This is a genomic window from Candidatus Nitronereus thalassa, from assembly GCF_032191465.1.
GTDB classification, from domain to species: Bacteria; Nitrospirota; Nitrospiria; order Nitrospirales; family UBA8639; genus Nitronereus; species Nitronereus thalassa.
In genome coordinates, this window is record NZ_JAQOUE010000001.1 from 1204140 (window position 1) to 1227713 (window position 23574).

Consider the following 23574-nt stretch of genomic DNA (forward strand, 5'->3'; position numbering starts at 1 on the left):
TGCGCAAGACCTAGGCTCGAGAGATTATATACGGAAGTGGCAACGAGGTTTGGGTATAGACAAGAAACAAAACCATCTACCATAGGGAAAAGTTTTGAATCAATGAATACTCGTCCTCGAATCTTTTGGCAGGGCTAACTTTTAGTACTATGTTGAACTAAAATATTTTGTACAAACTTCACAATGACTTGGGAAAGGATTTTATGTCCATGAGATGTGTAATGACAATGGTCAAAGAACAATTGTGCACCAGATTCTCTCCATTCCTGACGTAAAATTGGCATTACATCTAAAATTGGAATTCCTAATTTCTGCGCAATCCCCAGGGCCTGTCGTTGTGGAAAATTTAAAACTGCCTCATTTTCAACCTGAGATCGAACCGGAAAAATAACCGTTGCCATACCAATATTTTCCTCATCCAAGCGTTCTTTCATGTTGGAAAGAATAACGCTCATTTTATCCCAAGCACCCTGGCTCCAAGCCCCACCCCAATCATGAATGTGAGCTTTCACAAGTTCTTGAAAATCTAAAGAGAACCCACCAGTTGGCTCTAAGTTTTCAAAACAACAATCTATATTGTGCTTCCATTCGTTTAAGGTTTCCGGTGGAATTCTTGGCATATGGTCATCCCATTGTTCCGAATCTTGAGTGAAATCAGCAAAGCGTTTGGAAAATATATGAGACAAATAATTGACTGTCCAACTCCATTGGAGCATAGCTGGAGGCTGAAATAACGGCATCACCCGAGAAGACTGGAAATCGTTCAAATACAATCCTATGACGACCAAATCTGGTTTGACTCGAAGGCCTGTTTCTTGAAGAATATGCCAATAGGTTTCTAGCCCGATTTCTCCCACACCGGCGTTAATAGTTTCAATAGGCAAACGACTTTCCCGACTCAAAGCCTCGACACGCCTCACAAATGTCTCCTCTTCAACCACCGAATCAGCAAAAGTAATAGAATCCCCTAAGAATAAAACTCGTGGATCCGTTTTAGTCTCTATCTCAGGATTTCGGCACCCCAACGAATTAGTATTAATGACAACAGCTTGATGACTTGTACCATGATTGGTAAGGACCGCTGTACTGTTTGGCCTCAATCGTCGTCCAGTCTCGGTGATCATGAATAGCCTCCCACCACGCCTTAGAATGTGGCTTTCGCTTTCTCTCACAGGTTGCGCTAAATGCCTAACATCAACCAACAACGGCGGCGGGAAAAATAGCCGTAAAAAAACTTCAAATAGAAAAAGACCTAAAAAGACAAATATGGCAAATCCTATGACAAGGAAAGTTTTTTTCTTACCACTCGTTAACTGGTTCATAGGAATTTCAATTATTTTCGGAGTACAAAAATATTGATCAATCTGAAGCCTGAAGGTTCGATGAGGCTGCATAATAACGGACAAGAGTCTCTTGGTTAGCCGACCCACGCTCAACCCACAACATATTTCCTCCCGTCAATCTCGTGGCTGGTTTAAACCATGCAATGGACTTACCGGATTGCTGCATCCTTTCATACTTGTAAAGGGTATCAATGAAGGCTGAAACGGCTGAAAAAGGCTCATACCCTCGTTCTAACAGGAGATTCCAAATTGGTTGCGAAAAACCTTCGAAATGTTCCATCTCTACATAGATCAAGGGAAGTGTAGAGGGCCTCAAAAATTCTCCCAATCCCACAAGAACCTCATAATCATGACCTTCCGCATCAATTTTCATAAGATCTACCAAGGTAATACCGGCCTTCTCTAAAAACCAATCAAGGCGTTTCGTCTGAACAATGTGGGACCCTACCGATTCGGAAAATTCTATTAGCGTATGAGCTCCATCATTTCGCGAATCATGCACATGAAGCGTAGCCTCGCCCTCCCTATCTGATGCGGCCCACTGCAAAACGTGCGCCGGGTGCTTGAAACTATTAAGATCGTAATTATTTTGAACAGTTTGTGCCAACCGAGGATGGGGTTCAACAAAAAACACCTTTGCGTTTCGATCATATGCCGCAAGTAATCCCATTAAACCTGCATTAGCCCCTACGTCGAAAAACGTCCCATCGGTGGGAAGAAGTGTTCTAATGGCCCATTGCAAGGCAGGCTCAGTCTCTTCAAAAAACCAAAAAAGGCTGTTCTGGTTAGCTATTCGTAGGTCCACTGAAAGGCGAAGGCCTGGCTTTATTTCCACAACTTGCCATGGGTCCATCATATAGCAAAAAACACGCTTCATTTTCGAACGACCAATTCGCCCCTTCTTTCTCATCCAGTTACGGATAATATGCCTGCAAGAGTCTGGAGAAATTTTCATAGAAAGCAAGATACTTGTACCTAACCTAGTCGTCTAGTACTATTGATTCGGAAAAAAATAAATAATTCCCCATGGTACATACTCACAAAGGGACCTGCCATGGCAAAGGGGTTCAAACCATGCAGATTTGAGGATTTCACTTCATCTCTAACGTTGCTCTGTCCCTAATTCAACTGATCCCTATTCGAATTTCTCAATTAAATACATCGTTGTATGGTTTAAAAATTTCCATCACACATCACCTAATTCCGTTAAACACTTTTAGGATAGATCCTCCTTTGAAACACCCCAAAACCACCCTTCTCATTTTTGGCATTTTGATCCTCATCGCCTTTGACCTTATCCTAACAGTAGGGGTTCGACTGGCCTTAAAAGGCACCATCGAAAAGCGGCCTCTTGGGAATCCCGCTAAAATAAGAATTCAACATCCTGTTTATCATCATGGACTGAAACCCAATTCTTTTTCGAACCAAGAACGGTGGGGGCCGCAAACCTATTCCGTGTTCGTGAATTCTCTTGGATTTCGTGACAAAGAAATCAGAAACATTCCACCTGCAACCAATAAATTTAGAATTGTATTTATGGGGGACTCCTTTACGGAAGGGCCAGGAATGGACTTCGAGGACACGTTTGTTGGAATACTATCTGATCAATATGCTGACAAAAATATTGAAGTGTTGAATGCGGGAATTGGGAGTTATGCCCCTACTGTTTATTATATAAAAACCCTGTACCTGATTAACGAATTGAAACTGAAATTTGATCATGTGGTTGTGTGCTTAGACATTTCAGATATCCAGGATGAAGCCATAAACTATGGGATTGCCAATGGAGTGGTCACGGCCCGTATTGACTCATTTCCCTACACCACAAAAATGTTTATTCACGACTATACAACGATTGGAAGGCTTATCCAACATTACTCTCTCAAAGCCTACTCTCACCTCACCCATCCTTATTCTGAAACATTACGGACTCAAAGAGAAAAGGATCTCTCCATCGGAAAAATCAGAAGTTCATGGACCATTCATAAGGAAATTTACGAAGAATATGGAAAGAAAGGTCTGGAACAAGCAAAAATTCGTTTGCAATCACTCTACGAGCTTCTTCACCCTTTAGGCATCTCATTAACCTTGGTTGTCTATCCATACCCCGATCAAATTATTAATCATGATTTGGACTCTATCCAAGTTCGATTTTGGAAAGAATGGTCTCAGGAACATGATGTAAATTTTATTAATATTTTCCCTGCTTTTATAAAACCAAATGAAACCGAACTGGCCGCAGAAGAGACCATAAGAAAGCATTACTTTCAGGGGGATGACCATTGGAATAAAGAGGGGCATTCCCTAGTGGCCCAAAACATCGCGGAGGGACTACAACAAATTGGCATCCCACCTCAGTAACCTTACCAATCCTTTGGCATTTCCCAACATCACAGAAAATGAGCATTTTTTTCCAGTATCCTTTTTGCTGCAACCAATACTTCTTCACCTCCAATTAAATTCATGCAACTCATTTCGCCCCTGGAACATCCAGGATGGAAACATTCTCGGCAATCCAGGCCCTTATATATAATTTGACATTTCTCTCCCCAGGGTCCCCATACCACAGGATCCGTTGGCCCAAACAAGGCCAACACAGGGCAATCAACAGCGGCCGCCATATGCATGGGGCCCGCATCATTTCCTACAAATAAACTGCATTTCTTCATCAATGCCGCCAATTGCCGAATGCTAGTCTGCCCTACGAAAGAAATCAATTTCAGTTGAGCAGCTCTCGTCACAAAATCCGCGGTACTTCGTTCATTTTCACTTCCTACGATGACCACTTGAAATCCCTCTTTCACGAGGGCATCCCCCAACGCAGCAAACCGATCAGGAGGCCAAGCCTTAAACCAATACCTGGCTGCGGGATGCAGCATGATCCATTTTGAGTTGTTCAACCCATGCCGTTCCAAAATTTGATCAGCAGCTTGATCTTCCTCTGGACTGACATGGAGTTCAGGGGCATAAGGTCGGGGAGAAAGTCCAAGAGGAATGAGCACCTGAGAATGATAATCTACCATCGGCATCGTTCCATATCTTCCAGCCAAGGCCCAAGAATAGACCTTCCCTCGCCATCGGCCCTCATGATTCAAGCCGACTTTCATTGGTGCCCCAGAAATGGCCGTGAGAAAGGCGGACCGATCCCCGTCGGATAAGTCGATCACACAATCAAATCGACAGGAACGAATGAATCTGAGGAATGGTACTTGTTGAAGCACATTGCCACGAGGCAGGACAGCAACACGATCAACACAGGGATTATTTTCCAGAACAGCTTCTGTCCCAGGGTTCACAAGGACCGTAATTTTTGCCTGGGGATATTGCTTGCGGAGAACACGGAGGAGCGGGGTGGTGAGAAGAACATCACCAATATACCGAAGTTTAATGACGAGGATATTTTCAAAGGAGGCGCCCATTAGTTTGGAGAATTTTCAAAAAATGAATGCATCACACATGTGGTCCATCCATCAGTGAGGTATAAACGCTTTCAAGTTTTCTCGTCAGCCGTGAGGCTTCGAATTTCTCACGCGCCTTTTCATAGCCTTGTCTGGCAAACCGCGCTCTCAGATCATGATTCCTCAGCAACTCGATAACCGCATTGGCATATTGCCAACTCCATCGACAGACAAACCCAGTGACACGATCCTCGACCAATTCCACCTGCGCATTCGATTTTTTCCCACGAGGTGTGCTCAACGTCACCACAGGAATTTTATTGGCCATGGCTTCAGCAATGACGCTGCCAAACGTTTCCCCGACTCGAGCGCCATGGGTAAAGATATCAATTTTTTGATAAAATTCTTGGACATGAACATTGGGCTCAGAAATTTTTACTCTCTCTCCTAAGGACAACTGCGCTAAACGTTCTCGCATCGTATTCGGTATCCCCTGAATCACGCACTGAGCCTCAGGCACCTTTCGAAACACTTTGGGCAAGCAATCAATACACACGCGATGCCATTTGGCATCATCCGCCCGACTGCACCGGCCTATGGTATAAGAGAACTCTTTTTGTCTCGGCAATAACTCCTCAAAATCGACGGGATTATACATCACAGCGTATTGCGCAGAAGCTCGTGGAGATTCACGTTGAAGATACCGCATTTGGGAGAATTCCGACATAAAGAGATGGCAGTCGATTCGCTCCCCCTCGATCGGATCAAAATCATGAAAAATGCTGGTTTCAACAATTTTTGGCCAACCATTGGATTTACTTGGGAGAGAGCCTGGTTCATGGTGCCCGGATCGATAGACATGACAGATATCAATCTTATGCTCACGGACAATTGCGTCCAGGTCCACGGGCCCAACAATGACTGGAATCCCGAGCTTTTCCAATTCGTTGACACGACAACCGCCCTGCTGCCATCCACAGGCCATAACCTCAAATTTTGATTTGTCCAAGTATTTACAAAACACTTGAAGGGCCTTCTCAGTGCCTCCCATATCCAAACGATGTGCAGCTTGCAAAACCTTAATTTTAGTCATCTTCTATGGCCATGTTCTGTATGACTCAGCTGAAACTTGTCTGTTTGATATACATCATCGGATTATATAGGGGAAAATCCGTCCTCCCCTTATGTCTCAATTCAATGAGATGAGACTATCGATTGATAGACCCGAAGAGTTTCCTCCGCAGCTCGTGTCCAATTAAAACTGGCAGCCTGTTTCCTTCCCCGTCGCCTAAAGGTTTCCTGAACCTTGGGATCCTGAAGAACGGACAACATCGCCTGCTCTAATTCTTGAACATTGTCAGGATCGACTAAGACCGCCGCATCCCCAGAAACCTCTGGCAACGCCGAGCATCGAGAGGTCACAACTGAAGCCCCACAAGCCATGGCCTCAAGAACAGGAAACCCAAATCCTTCGTACTTCGATGGAAACACAAACAGTGAAGTTCTTGAATACAATATCCGAAGTTCCTCAGGAGGCAGTTGGTCAATACAGACCACGCTGTTCCCCAAATTCAAATCATGAATGTTTCGTTTAATCGAAATTTTTTTAAACGTTGGACTCCCCACCAGAACAAGAGAAAACCCTTGACGAAAAAATTCGTTTAAGGCAAAGGCCTTAAGGAGCGACTGGTGATTTTTTCTAGGATTAGCGCCTCCCACAAACAAGATAAATGGTTTGTCAGGAATGCCGAGTCGTTCGCGCAAGGCATAATAGTCCGTTTCTTCCCCAGCATCTGGGAAAAATTCTTTTGACATTCCATGATAAACGACCGAAACCCTCGTCGGTGGAAGATCATATAATGTTTGAACTTCCGACGCCGTAAATTCTGATACAGCAATCACCCGTGTGGCCCGATGCACCCGCCGTTTCGTCCGCATAAACGAAAGACGTTGACCAAACAACTTTTTGGAATATTCGGGATATCGGTCTAACCAAAGATCATGGATGGTCAATACCGTGCCATGCCGGCCAGAGGTTTGCACCTTGAAGTTGGTTCCATGATAGACATCCAGTTGATCGTATGAACCACGACCCCGGAAGCTTAGGGGGCTTACTTCAACCCAGTTCATCTGGCCAGAATATTTCTCTGCAGGCCAAGGTAACCGAGCTCTCATTCCGGTTGGAATATACCCAAAAAAAATATCTCCGCTTTTGAGTTCTAACAAGGCCTGCAGCAGATGCTTGGCATAATTTGCGATACCCCCAAACGGTTGAATCAGGGGGGCTGCATCAATGCCAATCTTCATGGAATCAGATCACCCAACGGTGCATAGGTTTATCGTGATTGCAAATAGACAACAAAGATCTTACTTTCTAATTCGATCCCATAACTCTGACCACCCTCCCTTATATGGCAGTCGAGAAATCAACGGACCATAATGAGAAATGAGGCTTTTCAAGGAGTCAGCCTGCGACCGCTGCCTCTCCAACCCTCGACTGACAATCTTCATGAACGTCGTTTCAATTTCATGGGTCGATGCCTTCCACCCATCAAAACCATAATCTTGAAAAATAGGCAATCGTAATGCCCGATTAATATCCGGGTGATCGGGAAGATTTATCGTTTGGTACAATTCGTTTCCCCAGCATTCCGATTCCCGTGACAGTCTTCCCCAATTTTTGGTGATACAATGAAACCCCTTTTGATCCAATTCACCTCGCAGCACCACGCACCCAAGTTCTTTTCCCAAGAAATTCATGTCGCAAAGGGTTTGCACTTCACTGGAAATGTCCTGAAATAGACCCCGTTTTCCGACAAAACCTTTGGGATCTTTAGAGAGGGAAAAACAAGCCTTGCCTTTTTCCATATGGCGCCTGATTTCCTGCCACCCCTTGGGTTTCACCACACAATCTTCAGGAAGAAAAAGCCAATAATCCCCTTGGCAATTGGCATCACAAACCAACCAATTATAGGCGAGACTTTTAATGACAGGGTTTCTCACGTACCCCAGGCCTTTGGTGGAAAAAGAACACCCGTTTTGAATCACCGTGAGTTCTACCCCCGCTTCCTGGGCGGATGCTTGACTATGCTTTAGATAATATTCATGGGCGTTCCGATCTCTCTCCCTATCATCAGGAAATAAAGGGGAGGCGCACATAAAACCATGCAGTTTCATTTACCCTCGTTTGTCCAATATCGTTTGTCCATTATCGCGAAAATTGCAAAAGCCCAATACTTCGCATACCTTAAGGACCAATTAATTGATGCAGAAATTATCTTATATTCAGAACTCTCAATAACAGACAGATGAATCACAATCAAGTCACGAAAGCCGATCATGAAAATACTATTCATCACACTTCCAGATCCCGACCATCAAACTGACCAATTGTATACCGGACTCTGTTCCTTGTTAGGATCTGACAAGGTTGTGGATTTTCCTTCTAAACCAACTTACCACGACCCTGCGGCAAAAATCTGGTTTGTCCCTCAAGCCTCATCACCTCCTACCTCCCAAGAAGAGATTATGGAAGGGTTACGTGAACGTCAATTTTCCTGTATGTGTTTTGCTCCCCGTCCCGTAGCATTCAAAACGTTGGATGCCCTCCAAAAATCCGGAATTCCCCTCCCCCCTTTGATCCTTTTCGATGGTGAAGAAGATTCGCGCATTCGGCATGAATTACTCGCACGCTATCCTATTCAGCTTTATTTTAAACGTGATTATGTCTGGGGAACACGCAATCGCGCATGGGACTTTATCGATGCCACGCGCGCGTTTCATTGGAACCGTTCCTTATTCGCACGGACCCATCCACTTCCCTTGGCGGTTGCCCTTCCCACCATTCCGCCGATACCCGACATGCAAAAGACCTTTGATATCTCCTATACCGGACGATCATCCCATCCCTGCCGACCCAAAGTCGTCAATATCTTACGGCGTACCTCAACCTTCAAATTTGATGGCGGCTTGTTTAGAGATCCATACGATCAAACGTACAAAATGAAGGGAACTTGGATTGAACGGGCAAAGGATAAGTATTTACCCTCAATTGCATCGCCTCCCCCATACGAAGTGGCGAGGCTTTCGCCCAGCCTGGATCATCCTGGGATACCGCCCTATTTTCATCAAATTTTCCAATCCAAAATTGCGGTATCCCTTCGGGGGGGCGGGTTAACCCCTCCCATTCGCTATTATGAGATTGTAGCCTGTAAAACACTCCTCCTCTCGGATATCCCCTATTCCGTCATCCCGAATAATTTCATCCATAAAGTCCATGCCGTATTTTTCAAACGTAACTTGACCGATATTGTAGAATTAGTTGAATACTATCTTCGACATGACGCGGAACGGCAGGAAATAATTGAGCAGGGCTACCAACACCTCATCAAATATCATACTTGTGAAAAACGAGCCGAATACTTCCTTGATATTTGCCGAAAAGCTCTGTAAACATTAAGAAACACTTGGGGAAGACCTTGAACCCTCTAATTTAAACACCAAATCGACCCCCCAAAGAACAGAATTCATGCCTCATTCCATTTGCCTCATCATTCCCCCGTCTATTTTTTTGTTAGACGAACGTGTCTTCATGAGTCTGGGAATTTTGCGCATCGCCGCCGTCCTGGAAAATGCCGGGCATACGGTGGAAGTCCTGGATCTATCCGGAGTCGAAAACTACGAAGAGGTTGTTCGAGATTACGCTAGCGCTACCTCAATCAGAACATTCGGCCTCACGGCGACGACCCCACAAGTTCCAGCTGCTGGAAAGGTTTGCGCCGAACTACGGGCTCACCTTCCGCAGGCTCGCGTGATATTGGGTGGACCTCACACCACGCTCGTCCACGCCGCCGCAAAAAAGGAAGCGAAACGAGGCATCAGGGGCAGGGCTATCCAAGCCCTGGAACAGCTCCAACAACACTATGATATTTTGGTCGCGGGAGATGGTGAAATCGCGATTTTCGAAGCCATGGGTGAGGACCCACCAAAGATTATCGACGGTGACAATCCTCAATCCGCCATTTTCCTCACCAATACTATGCTCAACGACTTACCATTACCTGCTCGACACTTGGTGGATGTGGATTCCTATCACTATTCTATTGACAACGTCCCGGCTCTCTCCATGATCGCCCAATTAGGGTGTCCCTTTGGATGCGGATTTTGTGGAGGACGAAGCAGCCCCTCACTTCGAAGGGTACGGACTCGAACAAGCGAGAACGTCGTTAAAGAGATCATTCATCTGCATGAGCAGTATGGGACCCGCGGGTTTATGCTTTATGACGATGAACTCAACGTCAACCCCAAAATGGTTGAGTTAATGTCGCTCATTTCGCAGGTACAACAAGAGCGTCAGGTGGAATTTAGACTTCGTGGATTTATCAAAGCTGAACTGTTCACGGATGAACAAGCAGAAGCCATGTATCACGCGGGGTTTCGTTGGCTGCTCATTGGATTCGAATCAGGATCGGAACGGATTCTCACCAACATTCAAAAAAGAGCAAGTCTAGCTGACAATACCCGATGTATGAATATTGCAAAGCGGCATGGCCTGAAAGTGAAGGCATTGATGTCCGTTGGCCATCCTGGGGAAACGGAAGGCACCATCAAGGAGACCCAAGATTGGCTTAAATTCGTCAAGCCAGATGATTTCGACTCTACCGTCATTACGACCTATCCAGGGACTCCTTATTTTGACGAAGCACAAGAAACTTCACCTGGAGTCTGGACCTATACGTACGAGAAAACTGGAGATCGACTGCATAGCGTAGAAGTCAACTACAATGAAACCGCGGAATATTACAAAGGGATTCCAGGAGAATATACGTCCTTTGTCTACACGGACGAACTGACCGCCAACGACCTTGTTAGATTGCGCGATGGGCTTGAGGCCGATGTCCGGAGTTGCCTGCAAATTCCTTATCCCGAAGCTTCGGCAGGTGTTCGATACGAACACTCCATGGGACAGGGTTCCCTCCCTGAGCATCTTTTACGGTCATCTTCTCAAGCAACCTCAGGGTATCTATAAAAACCTTCCTTTTTCATGATGGCAGCGTCAGCCACGTGCTCAAACCCTCATGTATTCGCCTTTACACCCGGATTGTAAACGCTTGACTTCCTTGCCCTCACAAAAAAATTCTGGTTTTTAGAGGTGTCCTGCCTTCAATTTATTCCCAAAACTCCTTCGGCCCTCCGTTCTTTCAGGACCCCAAGGTAAAGGTCCTGAATTCTTCCCATGGCCGCTTCACGGGTAAATTTTTCCGTGACGATTTCCCTCGCAGCCATACCAAACTTTGCTCTGACCTGCTCGTCTTTTACAATCTCTAATATCGCAGCGCCAAGAGCCTTTGGATCTCTTGGGGGCACCAACAGGCCAGTCACACCATGATCGATAACTTCAGGGACTCCTCCAACTCTAGTAGCCACAATAGGCTTACTCATGGCCATGGCTTCCAACAAGACGATTCCAAACCCTTCCAAAATCGAGGGCAAGACAAAGACATCAAACGCATTGATAAATTCAAAAACATTGGGCTGGAATCCCACGAACACCACATGGGATTCCAATTCCTTTTCCTTCACTAACCGCACAAGTTGGACTTGATATGACTCGGGCCCTTCGCCAACAATAAAACAACGAATATCAGGATACTCATTTTTGATCATCGGAAGCGCTTCAATTAAATATTCATACCCTTTTCTCGGAAATAAGTTCGCCACAGTCCCGATTACGAGCTGATCCCTATTCAACCCATGACGTTTTCGAAAAACATTCCGGGCCTGGGCATCACATGCATGACGGACATCTATACCGCTATAAACCACCCGAGCTCGACCAGGCTCTACCTCCATATTATGCAAGACCCTCTTAATATCTTGGGAGACAGGAAACAGACGATCCGGCTTGGTTAACCAATATTGTGGGACTCGAGATTTTTCTATTTGTTGTCGAATATGGACGACAACCGGAAGGTGACACTTTTGGGACGCAAGGTAACCAAGAGGCGCCCACCAATAATCATTCACATGTACAAGATCAATGTTCCATTGGCGTAAGATATTGATTAATTCCCGAAGTGCCCAATGTCGCTGAAGGACATGCCGCCATTTCCTCCAAGGTGGCAAGGAACAACTCATGACCGGGACCAGAAGTTTTTCCACTTCTGCCTTCAAAGGCCCAGATGCTGGACACACAACATACGGGGAAAATTTATTTCGGTCGAGCAATTCCAAATAGGACAATAGATCCTTTTCAGCTCCACCGATTTCGCCAATTCCATGAATATAAGCAACGTTGATCGCCATAGCTCTCTGGGACTTGCTACTTCAAGGGAGGATTTTTCTGAAAAGAATCACTCGAGGGTAAGAACTTCTCATACAACTTCGCATATTTCACAAAAGTATACATGCTTGCGAATCCACTCACGAGAAACCCGTGCATGCCATCACGATAACCTTTTCGCGGAATATAGTATTTATAAAAGGTAAACAAGGGCCGGATGATGAGATCAGTCCAATAGACCTTCTGTTTACTCCGAGCACGCTCCTGAGCAGCCAGGGTGGTAAAATTTCGAAACTTTCGAAAATGGTCATTGATGGTCCGTTCCGTAAAATGATCGAGGGGCGCAGTCAAGTCAGCACGAGGACCTTCAAAAATAAATTTATTGTGCGGCTCTTCATCATCTAACTGTCCGACCCCATTTCGAAACAGGCGTAGTTGCCGATCAGGATAACACCCCGCATGTTTGACCCATTTTCCATAATAAAAGTTTCGTCTCGGTACGGAATAGGCTACGGGGCCATTGAGGCAGTTCGACCCTAAAATACTTTCAATTTCTTCGCGCAATTCTGGACTAATTCGTTCATCCGCATCGAGAATGAATACCCAATCAGAGGTCGCCTGATAAATCGCGAAATTTTTTTGCTCACCAAATCCATTCCAGGGACGTTGAGAAATTCGATCGGTAAACTGCTTGCAAATTTCTACCGTCCGATCCGTGCTAAAAGCATCGACGACGATGATTTCATCCATCCATTTGGCTGTATCCAGGCATTCATCAATATTTCTTTCTTCGTTGAACACCACGATGGCGCAGGAAATCGTCTGCCTATTCATTTTGCCAGCTCATCCACGCAGCACTCCATTGAAACTTATGGCCGAAGCCTGTCATTATGCATGTGTTGGGACATCTTGGGAATTTTTCATTCCTGCCCCAAGCGCTTTCCACTCAGATCGAAGAAGACGACTAAGTGTTCGGCCCCGCCATTCATGCTTCGCGGCAAAACGCAAGATATCCCTGCCATCCCGCTCATAACCTTCCTTAACCAGACGCCACCCGAGATCTTCCAGTTCATTGGAACGTGCAAAACTTTCCCAACACAACCACCGCTCATACAACGATTTTTTCAACCACACAAGGTCTTTCCCCCAGGGTACTTGGAGTACAGTCGGAAGACCTTTCTTGATGCTAAGCTTAGCGGTGATGATAAAAGATTGCACCGGCCCTTCACCATTATCAGACAACCGCCCCTCGCTCCTAACAATCGTCCAACCAGAAGAGCCTAAAATATTAGCCACCGCATCCCAGCACCACCATATTTCTCGTTCCGTTGGATCGGACAACATCGCATCAGGAGACAACTGCCGGGCGTTCCAATGATCAAAAGTATAGGTGACCGTCTCACATCCGGTATCAGCACTTAAACGTTTCCTCAACGCGACAAGGTCTTGAATGGTGTTTGGAAGTATTCCTGGCTCTTCTTTGACCTGACCTGGAATGGCCTCGGGCTCTTTCCCCAACCGAGAACGAAACAAAAGTCCACATCGGCAAAGATTGGCGGATGCATGCTCCCTCGCGCTCAACACGTAAGGGATCTCATCACACAACGGGCATAAAAGAGGTGACGGAGACCTCAGAGCCTCTCGAACCAACGAATAAACGGATTCTGGAGGAATCGTGGCATGGCCATAGACAAAGGGGGTGAGATGAATTCGCCGAAGTGGAGAATGCGGCTCAACCAAGAAAGGCGGAAATTTTCCCTGCGCTTGCAACCCTACAATAGGAACCGCAAAACAAGCCGCCACATGGGTTAATCCAGAATCCAACCCCACAAAACATTTGGCTTGCGAAATAAGGGCTGCCACTAGAGGCAACGGCAGGCCAAGTGCTTGGCGAATTCTTGGGCCCTCAGGCACTTCACAGCCCTCAACACCCAATACCAAGGCCGACAAATTCAATTCTTCCAAAATTTTATCTGTTAAGTCCTGCCAACAAATGGGTGTCCATGCTTTATCGGCCCATGTTTGAGGAGCAATGGCCACATATTGTCCTGCCTCAAAACCATGGCTGCAAAGAACATTGCGAGCTTCATCTAACACTTGATCCGGCAATGGGAGAAAAGGTCGACAATGTTCCAGGGAAAGCGGTAGACCAATAGCGCGCGCCTTTGTGGCGAGCCCTAACTCTTTTCTGGCCAATTGATCCAGACAGGAAAATCCACCAAGAACGACAAAACCGGGTGACGCCTGAAGCTCCGTCAGAATCTCTTGAATGACCCCACGAAATGTTTCCGAATAGGAAGGTTCTACTGCTTTGCCAGCCAGTTCTCCTGAAGGCGCGGGGACATGATGTCGCCACTCACATCGAGGCATTTCAGGAAGCAAAGGATACAAGGAGTTCCAACGAGGATCGGCATATACAATCGGCATCGCATGGGGATATACGTGAAGTACTTCATGAAGGATTCGAAAGTCATTAACCGTATCCCCTAACCCGGGACCGAGAATGAAAAACAATTTCCCATCGAAGGAAGGTACCACATCAGGAATGGATAATTTAAACGGCTCTAACATGAGACAGGCGGCAGAAGTAATTACCTTAAATATCCGATATTACAGGGACGGCAAAATCAGCACTTCACCAAAACTTGGCTTACCCACGAAATCCGTGCTGAAATACTTCCTGATAAAACTTGGGATTAAGCCAACGATTCCTCCTGGCTCGCAGCCGCATCCCTGATTGGACTCGACTCTGCATAACAGCCGGATGAGTCCCTCGGTAGTCTTTTAGCACATCATAATTCGGAAACTCAGCACGGATCGCGGCCATGACACCCATTTCCTCCTCGGATAAACGCTCACCATCATGCTTGCTATATTGAAAACGCAATTTCTCTCGAAGAATGGTTGAATCCTTGACCCAGCCATAATGAAACATTCGGGCCTTAATCAATCGGCTACTCTTCTCGCTTTTAAGCATTCTGGTTTTACCTGGAGCCAAAAAATCACAACAATCCGTGGTGGAATGAATGCCACGATGATTTCGAACAATCCTCGTCGCCTTGCGATACATCCACGGATCCACTGTCCAATAGTCTCCCTTAAAATGCACCATGCGAAACACCAAACCCAGAACATCGGGATTCTTGTGGTGAGTCCGCATGGCCGCCCTGATAGTAGGATAATCCTCTTCATGCAGGACCTCATCTCCTTGCACCAGTAGCGCCCAATCACCCGTGCAATAGGACAACGCGACATCCTGCTGAATCCCGAAAATGCGTCCATCCTTGCGAAGACTATCATCCCACACAGATTCGACGATTCGGATTTTGTCAGACCCTATGGAACGAATCAGACCAAGCGTGTCATCCGCCGAACGCCCCACGTTGACCACGAACTCATCCACGATGGGCAACACCGAAGTAATGGCCTCCACAATTGGAAAATCATACTGGATGGCATTTCGAATAAAGGTAAAGCCACTGACTTTCATTACGGTACCCTGTCAGAATTTTTCATAGTCAGAGTAAAGCCGGTGAGGATTCGGGTCATCTCTCGGCCAGAAGTTCATGATAAAGAGTTTCATTTTTCACCACTGTACTTTGAGAGCTAAACGCCTTCAAGACTCGTTCACGCCCCTTTTTCGCCATGACAGCCCCTTGTTCAGAATCCCGAACCAATTCCAAAATATAGTGAGCTAACTCCTGAGGATCCCCTGGAGATGCCAGATACCCCGTTTCACCATGTTGAATAATATCTGGAATACTTCCAATACGAGTCGCTACCACCGGCCGTTCCATCGCTAAGGCTTGAGGAATCGTTTGCGTCAATGTTTCACCTGCGGTTGAAGACACCACAAACACATCAAGGGCGGCCATGACTTCCGGCACATCCTGCCGATGACCCGTCAGGATCATACGGTCATTCAACCCCAAGGAAGCGATAAGGCCATTCAATCGCTCCAGCTCAGGCCCATCCCCTACAATCACAAACCGGCATCGTGAAACTTGCTTCACAATCAGAGCCGCAGCCTCAAGAAAATGGTCCAGCCCTTTATAGCTACGGAGAAAACATACACTGCCAATCAAACATTCATCTGGCTGAACTCCAAATTCTCGCCGAAACGCTACCCCCTTGATATGCGGAGAAAATCGCTCCACATCAGCGCCCGTAGGAATCGCCACCACATGGTGTTCCGGAAATCCATGATCCGCGATCAAAGACTTTCGGATTAATTCCCCCCCAGTGGTCACAATCCGATGCACCAGCCGATGATACATCACTCGGTTAATGACATGCTTAGAAATTGGTGTGGACTTATGTCGCGATAACACCACGATCGGTTTCAATGGCGAAATCCAGGCAGCCAAGCTACCAATCCAACTATCCCGAGACCCGTGTGTATGAATCACATCAATATGATGTTTCCTAATGATGGCACATAATTGGAAAATAGCTAAAGGATACAACGCCTTATGCATCATCATGCTCAGACAGGGAATTCCACGCTTGGCAGCCACGGCCTGGAGACTGCTTCCGTCTCGAACGAGCAATTGCACCATATGACCCCGTTGGCTGAGGCCTTCCACTAACGCGAGGGTCGCATATTCCTGGCCGCCCAGCTCCATCGATGATTCAGTATGCAGAATACGCAACACCCTCACGGGGTCATATCCACCCGATCAAGGAACCCAACGTTGCCACATGTCTCGCGCACCTCATCGCCTCCCGGAAACACCGATCGAGACCCGGCACTTCGCTTTACGTTTGATGCCCGACCTCAGCACTCTGTTCCCCAAGCGGCTTCCTCATTATTTCCCACAACTTCGCATATTTTACAAAAGTATAATAGGCATAGAGGCCCGACAAAATAAGTCCCGGCTTTCGATCTCGAAAGCCTTGTCGAAGAATAAACATTTTAAAAAATGTAAACGCCGGATGCGTAATCAATTGATGCCAATGAAATCGTCGGTTTCGCTTGACCATTTCTTCGGCCATCAACATGGAATACCGATCCATCTTCATGAGGTACTGATCAATATTTCGAAAAGGGTATTGATCAACATGTTCGCGAAGATAACCAAGGGTTCCATTCAATTCAAAGCTCTCATGGACAAGGTCTTCCCTATACCGCATGCGGCCCTTGTGAAACAATTGCGGTTGGCGATAATCAGGATACCACCCACATCGCCGAATCCATCGGCCCAGAAAATAGTTTCGTCTGGGGACAAAATACGCATCGGCTTGAGGGCCTTGGGCAAGCGTTTTCAGGATTTCATCACGAATTTCCGGCGTCGCACGCTCATCGGTATCCAAACTAAACACCCAATCATGAGTCGCATAGGCCGTCGCTTCATTACGAAGTTTCCCAAATCCGACAAAATCGTTTTGGAAAACCTTGTCCGTAAACTCCCGACTAATTTCCGCCGTCCTATCAGAGCTATGAGAATCCACCACAATCAGCTCATCAGCCCATGCCAGACTCCCCAAGCATGCCTGCATATTGGGTTCATCATTATAGGCAATCACCACTGCCGAAATTTTTCTTGAGGACTCGCTCATAAATCAATGACCCGAAACCAACAGACGTTCGGCCTGCGACACAACCTGGGAAACAGAAATGGACGTCAAGCACTCAAGTTGGCGATCATTTCGACACGTTCGCTGTCCACAGGGACGACAAGAAATAGGCGAGGTCAACAGATACGGTCCCTGGTGCCTCCCATAGGGTCCCGTGGCTTCGGGGTTTGTCGGCCCAAATACCGTCACAATCGGCGTTCCCCGTGCCACGGCAATATGCAATGGCGCCGAATCATTTGCGATAACGAGCTGCACTCTATCAAAAAGAACACTGAGCTGGCGAACGCGAGTCTTTCCCATCAAATTTACCAGTCCAGACCCAATCACTCCCTCAAACGACCGACTCACTTCTGAATCTTCCGTTCCAATAAGAACAATTTTCACATGGGAAATTTTTATTAAGGCATGGGCCACTTGGATGAATCGTTCCAAAGGCCAATTTTTTATAGCTTGACGAGTGACCGGAGCCATGGCAATCAACCGATCCGTGCCTACAATACCACTCGCACGAAACCATCTATCCACGACTTCCCGATCTTCATCACGACTTGGCAACCAAAATTCTCGGACCATGCATTCGGCGCCCAAGAATTTTGCGACTTCAAGATTACGATCCACGGCATGCATATTCCACAAGCGCCAAGACTCTCCCTTGGGAATAGGCAACTCCACACGATGCGTATACCACCAAGGACTCCCTTCCCGGCCTTGTGCAAACCCCACCACCACGGGCGCGCCTGAGAGTCTTGCAATACACCCGGAACGAAATAGCCCCTGTAAATCAATGACCAGATCAAAACGCCGTTCCCTCACCGCCTGCAGCAAACTCCATCCTCGACTCAAAGAAAAATTCACCGCCAACACTTCGTTGAGATAAGGATTGTCTTCTAGTATCTCTGCCCATTCCTCCTTGACCATCCATGTAATCCATGCCTCAGGAAACCGTGTCCGTAAGGCCACTAACGTGGGAAGAGCATGAATGATATCCCCCAAGGAACTGGGCTTAATAATAAGAATTCGTTTGGGATTTATTCGCACGTTGCTTTTGCCTTCATCTATTTTTCCCAAAGAAGAAAGGATAAACCAGAGGGGAGAACCAGCTATGATTGAATATCCTGAAGGATCCAATCCACGGCATCTTTGAGACCATCGGCAATGAAAACGACAGAAAGCTGGTTCGCCTGAATCATGCAGTGTGCTTCTTCACTGGAAGGACCGGTTTTGACCAATACACCCTTCAACCCTGATCTTGCAGCGAGCTCCACATCAATATACTTATCTCCAACCACATAGCTTTTCTCGAGATCAATGGAATACCGAGCGGCAGCTTGTTCAATCATGCCCGGGTTGGGCTTTCGGCATTCACATCCATCATCCGGATGGTGCGGACACACAAAGATGTCATCAATCCAAGCCCCACCATTGCAAAGCTGATCCTTCAGATGTTGATGTATACTCTCCAAATCCTCCGTCGTGAAAAATCCACGAGCCAGCCCAGATTGATTCGTCACCACCATAACAGGCATTCCCAAATCATTACATTGCTTGATGGCCTCTACCACACCAGGAAACAGCACTAACTCCTCAGGAGACTTGATATAACCAGTATCCCGATTCAGCGTACCATCGCGATCAAAAAACAATGTAGGGCGTTTTTCATTCACAGCCATGACGAATGAATTTACCTATGGAGGGAAGAAACTGGAGGAGTCTTCAGAACCTGCTCCGTGGCAGTAACCACTTGGTCAACGGTCACACCCGTCATGCAGGGATGATCAATAGGACATTCTCGCAATAAGCATGGAGAGCATTCCACAGGAGTTCTGACGATGACATATCCTGGAACAAACGGAGCCGTCGTCTTATGATCGGTTGGTCCAAACACCGCGACAACCGGAACACCCAAGGCATTGGCAATATGCATGGGACCTGTATCATTGGTGAGAAAAACCCGGCACTGCTTGATTACGGCTTTTAATGCACCCAAAGAGGTTTTCCCAGTGAGGACGACTGGAGTCGTACGCATGAACGATGCGATTTCATGACCCAATGTTTCTTCTCCTGGCGCACCCACGATGATGCATTGGGCCCGACTCTCTGAATGTTCCTGGGTCACCCACCCCTCAACGATTTGATCGGCAGCTTGGGCAAAACGTTTGGGCAACCACCGCTTGGCCTCACCATACATGGATCCAGGATTGAGGCCAAGAATCGAACAATTCATCCGTACCGAATGTTCGAAAAGTAATTCGGCGGCTTGCCGTTCATCATCGGAAGATACCTGCAACAAAGGGGGTTGAGGCGAATACTCCGAACACAAAGGACGGATCAGTTCTTCATAATAGTGAACTTGGTGTAGGGTTTTCGCCCCTTGGGGAAGGGGAATTGCATCCGTCAACAACCAGGACCTTCCATCCGTCGCATAACCATACCGGTTAGGAATACGAGCCAAAAAAGTCAGGATCGCCGCATCAAGCGCATTGGGAAACAGTATCGCGAGATCAAAGTGCATCGTTTGCAAGTTCATGGCAAGCCTTAACCTCCCCATCAACCCCGCATGTTGCGCCTGATGTTCATACACTATCGTATCATTTACACTGGGATGATTCTGCAGGAGCTGTGCCACTGCTGGACGCGCCAAAAGACAGATATCCGCAGACGGAAACGTTTGGCGAATGCCCTGTAAGGCCGGTGTACACATCACCGCATCACCGACCCAATTCGGCCCTCGCACAAGAATCCGCCGGACCCTATCTGGATTTAACTTCTCAAGCATTTCGCCTCGTAAAATATCGAATTCAAGATTGGAATTCCGCCAATATATTTTATCATTGATCTCTATAGGCTACATAATTGGTGTTCCAGCCTATCCTGTCCATCCAAGAATTGAAGACCAAGCGACATAACCCACACCGGATCAGCATAAGGCCATATGGGTATGACTTTCACGATGTCTTTTTCCGTCGTTAAAAGAACTTGGGATTGAGCTTGCAATGCCCGCTGTTGAATTTCCTCAAGAGTTTCGAGTGTATATGCCATGTGGTCCGGGTAAATTAGTTCCTCCACGACTTGCGCTTCCAGCCGTTCTACCAAATGTCGAAAGGAGCCGGCATTCGCAATACCACTAAATAAACAGACCCGTTTTCCCTGTAACCAAAATGGGTCGTGAACCACATCGCTCCCCCCACAGAGAATCCCCGTCCCATGAAACCGGGAGGTAATGGGAACAATAGATTCACCAAGGGCAGACTCCAATAATTGTCGGACCGACTCCGTATCTTCCTGTCTCTCCGCACGCGTAAAAATTATTTCTGAGGCCCGACGAGCACCAGATATTGGCTCCCGCAATTTCCCCAGCGGAAGCAAGGACTTTAGACTAGATACATCCGAAACATCGACAAGCAAAAGGTTCAAATCTCGCTCAAGATTCAAATGTTGAAACCCATCATCCAACACAAAACAATCCACGTCATGTTGCTCCAGCACCCAACGACCCAATTCATAACGATTGGCACCGACTGCCACAACAATTCCCGGACAACGGGTCGCCATGAGAAATGGCTCATCTCCCGCTTCTTTCGGTCCGGTGAGGATATCGTTCCCGTTAGAAACCAATAAGAATGGTTTTCCAGACTGGCGCCGATACCCCCGGCTTAGGATTGCTACCCGTTTACCAGTGGCCGCCAAATATCGGGAGACCCACATGGTCATGGGAGTCTTGCCGGTTCCGCCTACCGTAAGGTTTCCGACACTCACGACGGGACGTGGCAACCGCTTGGACTTTTTCAGGCCTTGTTGATACAACCAAAGACGTGAACGCACCACCAACTGATACGGGTAGGTCAAGAGATTGGCCAACACTCTGTGCCCTCACGCTGGAGAAACCCCTTCATGTTATTCAAGATGCCAACATTGGGGCTAGGAACTCCATATTCCGTTTCACTACACCCTGATTTTCAAGAACGACTTTTTGCGCAGCCTTGCCCATTCGACCAGCCAAAGATGAATCGTTGAGAATCGTCAGAACCAACGAGGCCATTTCGCTCGCATCGCCAACCTGACGTCCCCCGCCACTCTCAACGAGAAGATCAGCAATTTCCTGACAATGATCGGTATGGGGACCAAACAAGACCGGTTTTCCCCACGAGGCCGGTTCCAAAAGATTATGCCCTCCCACTGGCACAAAGGTTCCACCGACAAATGCCACCCGAGCCAACGCATACACCTGCGCCAACTCGCCCCGGGTATCAAGTACAATCACTCGAGAACCCGAAGCTCCAACCGGAGCACGACCCTGGCGTATTTGGCTTCTTCTCGTGACTTTTAAACCAAACGATCGCACAGTTTCTTCAAGTTGCTTGCTCCGTTCGATGTGACGAGGGGCCATTAACAAGACCAGATTGGGGTAAACTTTGAGGATATTTTGATAACAGTCCAGCAAGATCTCCTCTTCCTTGGCATGAGTGCTGCCGGCCACAAGCAACACCTCATCATCTTGTAACTCCATCATGTGCGGATTCACTTGGACAGAGCGGGATTTCAATCCCACGAGCTCCACATCGAACTTCATATTGCCTGTTCGATGCACTCGTTCGGGAGAGGCTCCCAGGGCAGTCATTCGCTCGGCATCCCGCTCAGATTGCACCAAACAAACTTTGAATGAAGAGAAAACGGTTTTCATGAAGGACTGCACCCACAGATACCGTTGAAAAGATCGCGTGGACAAACGCCCATTCACCAACGCGCTCGAGACCCCCTGTGCCTGAAGCTCCCTGAGCACATTGGGCCATAATTCGGTTTCAATGACCAGGAATGCCTTGGGACGAACGTGTTGGATAAACCGGCGGACGGTCCAGGGCCAATCCAAAGGCAAATAACAATGACGCGCTATGCCAGCCAAGCGTTGCTCTACCGCTTCACGTCCCGTGTCGGTAATTGTGGAAACCAGGATCGTCAGGTTCGGAAAGGCTTGGTGAATTCCCGTAACCAATGGAACGGCAGCGAGAACTTCGCCCATCGATACTGCATGAACCCACAACACCGTTTGGTCCGAACCTATTCCCTGAGGGTGGGAGAGGCCTAGGCGCTGGGATAACCCTCGACGGCACCGTTTCTTGAGCAATAAAATGAGAACAATGACCGGCGCAGCCACCACCAAAACCATATTATAAAGGAGGTACCACATTTGGAAAGACGTATCGCACGGGCGTAGGTTGATGCTCAGAAGTCCGATGGTCCCTGACCAGAGAAGAAGGGATTCTCCGTTATGGCACAAAAGGAACTATGGAGATTTTCCCACTTGTGGATGTCTGACTACTGCATCAGCCTCGGACCCCAAAGAACATAAGGTGGCTTCTAATTCTTGGCGGCGGATTTCAAGTATGGATTCGTCCACCAGCCGCTCTACCCAGAGAGGCGTTCCCCAAATAAAACACCCTCTGGAAAAAGGAAAAGGCAACACGAATTGATCCCAACTCGAAAAGACTTTTTTTTTGAGCAGGCAAAGGTTAAAGGAACAATGGGAAGACCCGTAGCTTGGGCAAGTTGAATCACCCCTTTTTGGACAACGTGCCTAGGGCCTTTCGGGCCATCGGGGGTCACCACCAAATCAGCTCCTGACTTGCCAAGTCGAATCAACTGGCGCAACGCAACACTTCCACCACGGGTCGTCGATCCTCGAACCGCCCCGAATCCAAATTGCTTCATAATTCCACAAATCAATTCCCCATCTCGATGCTGGCTAATGAGAATCTGTGCAACATTTCCACGATAGGCCAAGGGCATCATCAATTGTTGGCCATGCCAAAAGGCAATAATCACTCGCTTGCCCTCGCCATAGAGTTGATCCACGAACTCCGATCCCTTGACGGACCACCGCATGGTTTTTCCCAACCCACGGATCAGCCAATATCCCACTCGGGGAATGACGGTCTTCGTTATCCAAGGATTGACGTCCATGTATTCTAATTGCCTG

The 23574-nt window shown here is 47.3% G+C and carries 21 protein-coding genes; 3 read left to right on the top strand and 18 right to left on the bottom strand.

Annotated features, from left to right (window positions below):
* Positions 1–134 precede the first annotated feature (134 nt).
* Both PPG34_RS05495 and PPG34_RS05500 read right to left on the bottom strand, forming a co-directional pair.
* Complete coding sequence (locus PPG34_RS05495) at positions 135–1124, bottom strand: SGNH/GDSL hydrolase family protein (RefSeq protein ID WP_313832143.1); 990 nt, start codon at positions 1122–1124, stop codon at positions 135–137.
* 235 nt (positions 1125–1359) lie between these two features.
* Positions 1360–2199 (bottom strand): FkbM family methyltransferase, encoded by an 840-nt coding sequence (locus PPG34_RS05500; RefSeq protein WP_313832144.1) that lies wholly within the window; start codon positions 2197–2199, stop codon positions 1360–1362.
* 377 nt (positions 2200–2576) lie between these two features.
* Here PPG34_RS05500 and PPG34_RS05505 point away from each other — a divergent pair, with 377 nt between their 5' ends.
* Positions 2577–3704: an SGNH/GDSL hydrolase family protein gene (locus tag PPG34_RS05505; RefSeq protein ID WP_313832145.1), complete on the top strand. Its 1128-nt coding sequence runs from the start codon at positions 2577–2579 to the stop codon at positions 3702–3704.
* 29 nt (positions 3705–3733) lie between these two features.
* Here PPG34_RS05505 and rfaQ read toward each other — a convergent pair whose 3' ends face one another.
* The 4 genes from rfaQ to PPG34_RS05525 form a co-directional block, all read right to left on the bottom strand.
* On the bottom strand, positions 3734–4762 hold the full coding sequence (gene rfaQ / locus PPG34_RS05510) for a putative lipopolysaccharide heptosyltransferase III (protein WP_313832146.1): 1029 nt from the start codon (positions 4760–4762) through the stop codon (positions 3734–3736).
* 31 nt (positions 4763–4793) lie between these two features.
* Positions 4794–5834, bottom strand: coding sequence for a glycosyltransferase family 4 protein (locus PPG34_RS05515; protein WP_313832147.1), 1041 nt, complete (start codon positions 5832–5834; stop codon positions 4794–4796).
* 101 nt (positions 5835–5935) lie between these two features.
* The gene (locus PPG34_RS05520; RefSeq protein WP_313832148.1) at positions 5936–7048 is read right to left on the bottom strand and encodes a glycosyltransferase family 4 protein; all 1113 of its coding nucleotides are present in this window, start codon (positions 7046–7048) and stop codon (positions 5936–5938) included.
* Positions 7049–7108: 60 nt separating this feature from the next.
* Positions 7109–7918 (bottom strand): hypothetical protein, encoded by an 810-nt coding sequence (locus tag PPG34_RS05525; RefSeq protein ID WP_313832149.1) that lies wholly within the window; start codon positions 7916–7918, stop codon positions 7109–7111.
* 162 nt (positions 7919–8080) lie between these two features.
* Here PPG34_RS05525 and PPG34_RS05530 point away from each other — a divergent pair, with 162 nt between their 5' ends.
* Positions 8081–9193 carry a glycosyltransferase family protein gene (locus PPG34_RS05530; protein WP_313832150.1) on the top strand — a complete coding sequence of 371 codons (1113 nt, stop codon included), beginning with the start codon at positions 8081–8083 and terminating at the stop codon, positions 9191–9193.
* A 76-nt stretch (positions 9194–9269) separates the two neighbouring features.
* Positions 9270–10769, top strand: coding sequence for a B12-binding domain-containing radical SAM protein (locus PPG34_RS05535; protein ID WP_313832151.1), 1500 nt, complete (start codon positions 9270–9272; stop codon positions 10767–10769).
* Positions 10770–10903: 134 nt separating this feature from the next.
* On the opposite strand, the gene PPG34_RS05540 is transcribed toward PPG34_RS05535, so the two are convergent.
* From PPG34_RS05540 to PPG34_RS05595, 12 genes are all read right to left on the bottom strand, one after another.
* Positions 10904–12046 (bottom strand): glycosyltransferase family 4 protein, encoded by a 1143-nt coding sequence (locus PPG34_RS05540; protein WP_313832152.1) that lies wholly within the window; start codon positions 12044–12046, stop codon positions 10904–10906.
* 16 nt (positions 12047–12062) lie between these two features.
* Complete coding sequence (locus PPG34_RS05545; protein WP_313832153.1) at positions 12063–12857, bottom strand: glycosyltransferase family 2 protein; 795 nt, start codon at positions 12855–12857, stop codon at positions 12063–12065.
* Positions 12858–12911: 54 nt separating this feature from the next.
* Entirely contained in the window at positions 12912–14594 is a 1683-nt protein-coding gene (locus tag PPG34_RS05550; protein WP_313832154.1) for a glycosyltransferase family 9 protein, read from the bottom strand.
* Positions 14595–14673: 79 nt separating this feature from the next.
* Complete coding sequence (locus PPG34_RS05555) at positions 14674–15513, bottom strand: glycosyltransferase family protein (RefSeq protein WP_313832155.1); 840 nt, start codon at positions 15511–15513, stop codon at positions 14674–14676.
* Between the two features lie 55 nt (positions 15514–15568).
* Entirely contained in the window at positions 15569–16684 is a 1116-nt protein-coding gene (locus tag PPG34_RS05560) for a glycosyltransferase (protein WP_313832156.1), read from the bottom strand.
* Positions 16685–16781: 97 nt separating this feature from the next.
* Positions 16782–17582, bottom strand: a complete 801-nt coding sequence (locus PPG34_RS05565) for a glycosyltransferase family 2 protein (protein ID WP_313832157.1) — start codon at positions 17580–17582, stop codon at positions 16782–16784.
* Positions 17583–17585: 3 nt separating this feature from the next.
* Positions 17586–18638 (bottom strand): glycosyltransferase family 9 protein, encoded by a 1053-nt coding sequence (locus PPG34_RS05570; protein WP_313832158.1) that lies wholly within the window; start codon positions 18636–18638, stop codon positions 17586–17588.
* Between the two features lie 62 nt (positions 18639–18700).
* The gene (gmhB, locus tag PPG34_RS05575) at positions 18701–19270 is read right to left on the bottom strand and encodes a D-glycero-beta-D-manno-heptose 1,7-bisphosphate 7-phosphatase (RefSeq protein ID WP_313832159.1); all 570 of its coding nucleotides are present in this window, start codon (positions 19268–19270) and stop codon (positions 18701–18703) included.
* An 11-nt stretch (positions 19271–19281) separates the two neighbouring features.
* Positions 19282–20376: a lipopolysaccharide heptosyltransferase II gene (gene waaF, locus PPG34_RS05580; protein WP_313832160.1), complete on the bottom strand. Its 1095-nt coding sequence runs from the start codon at positions 20374–20376 to the stop codon at positions 19282–19284.
* 62 nt (positions 20377–20438) lie between these two features.
* Positions 20439–21461 carry a tetraacyldisaccharide 4'-kinase gene (lpxK, locus tag PPG34_RS05585; RefSeq protein WP_313832161.1) on the bottom strand — a complete coding sequence of 341 codons (1023 nt, stop codon included), beginning with the start codon at positions 21459–21461 and terminating at the stop codon, positions 20439–20441.
* 37 nt (positions 21462–21498) lie between these two features.
* Complete coding sequence (locus PPG34_RS05590; RefSeq protein WP_313832162.1) at positions 21499–22785, bottom strand: 3-deoxy-D-manno-octulosonic acid transferase; 1287 nt, start codon at positions 22783–22785, stop codon at positions 21499–21501.
* Positions 22786–23003: 218 nt separating this feature from the next.
* Positions 23004–23558 (bottom strand): lysophospholipid acyltransferase family protein, encoded by a 555-nt coding sequence (locus PPG34_RS05595; RefSeq protein WP_313832163.1) that lies wholly within the window; start codon positions 23556–23558, stop codon positions 23004–23006.
* Between the last annotated feature and the right edge of the window lie 16 nt (positions 23559–23574).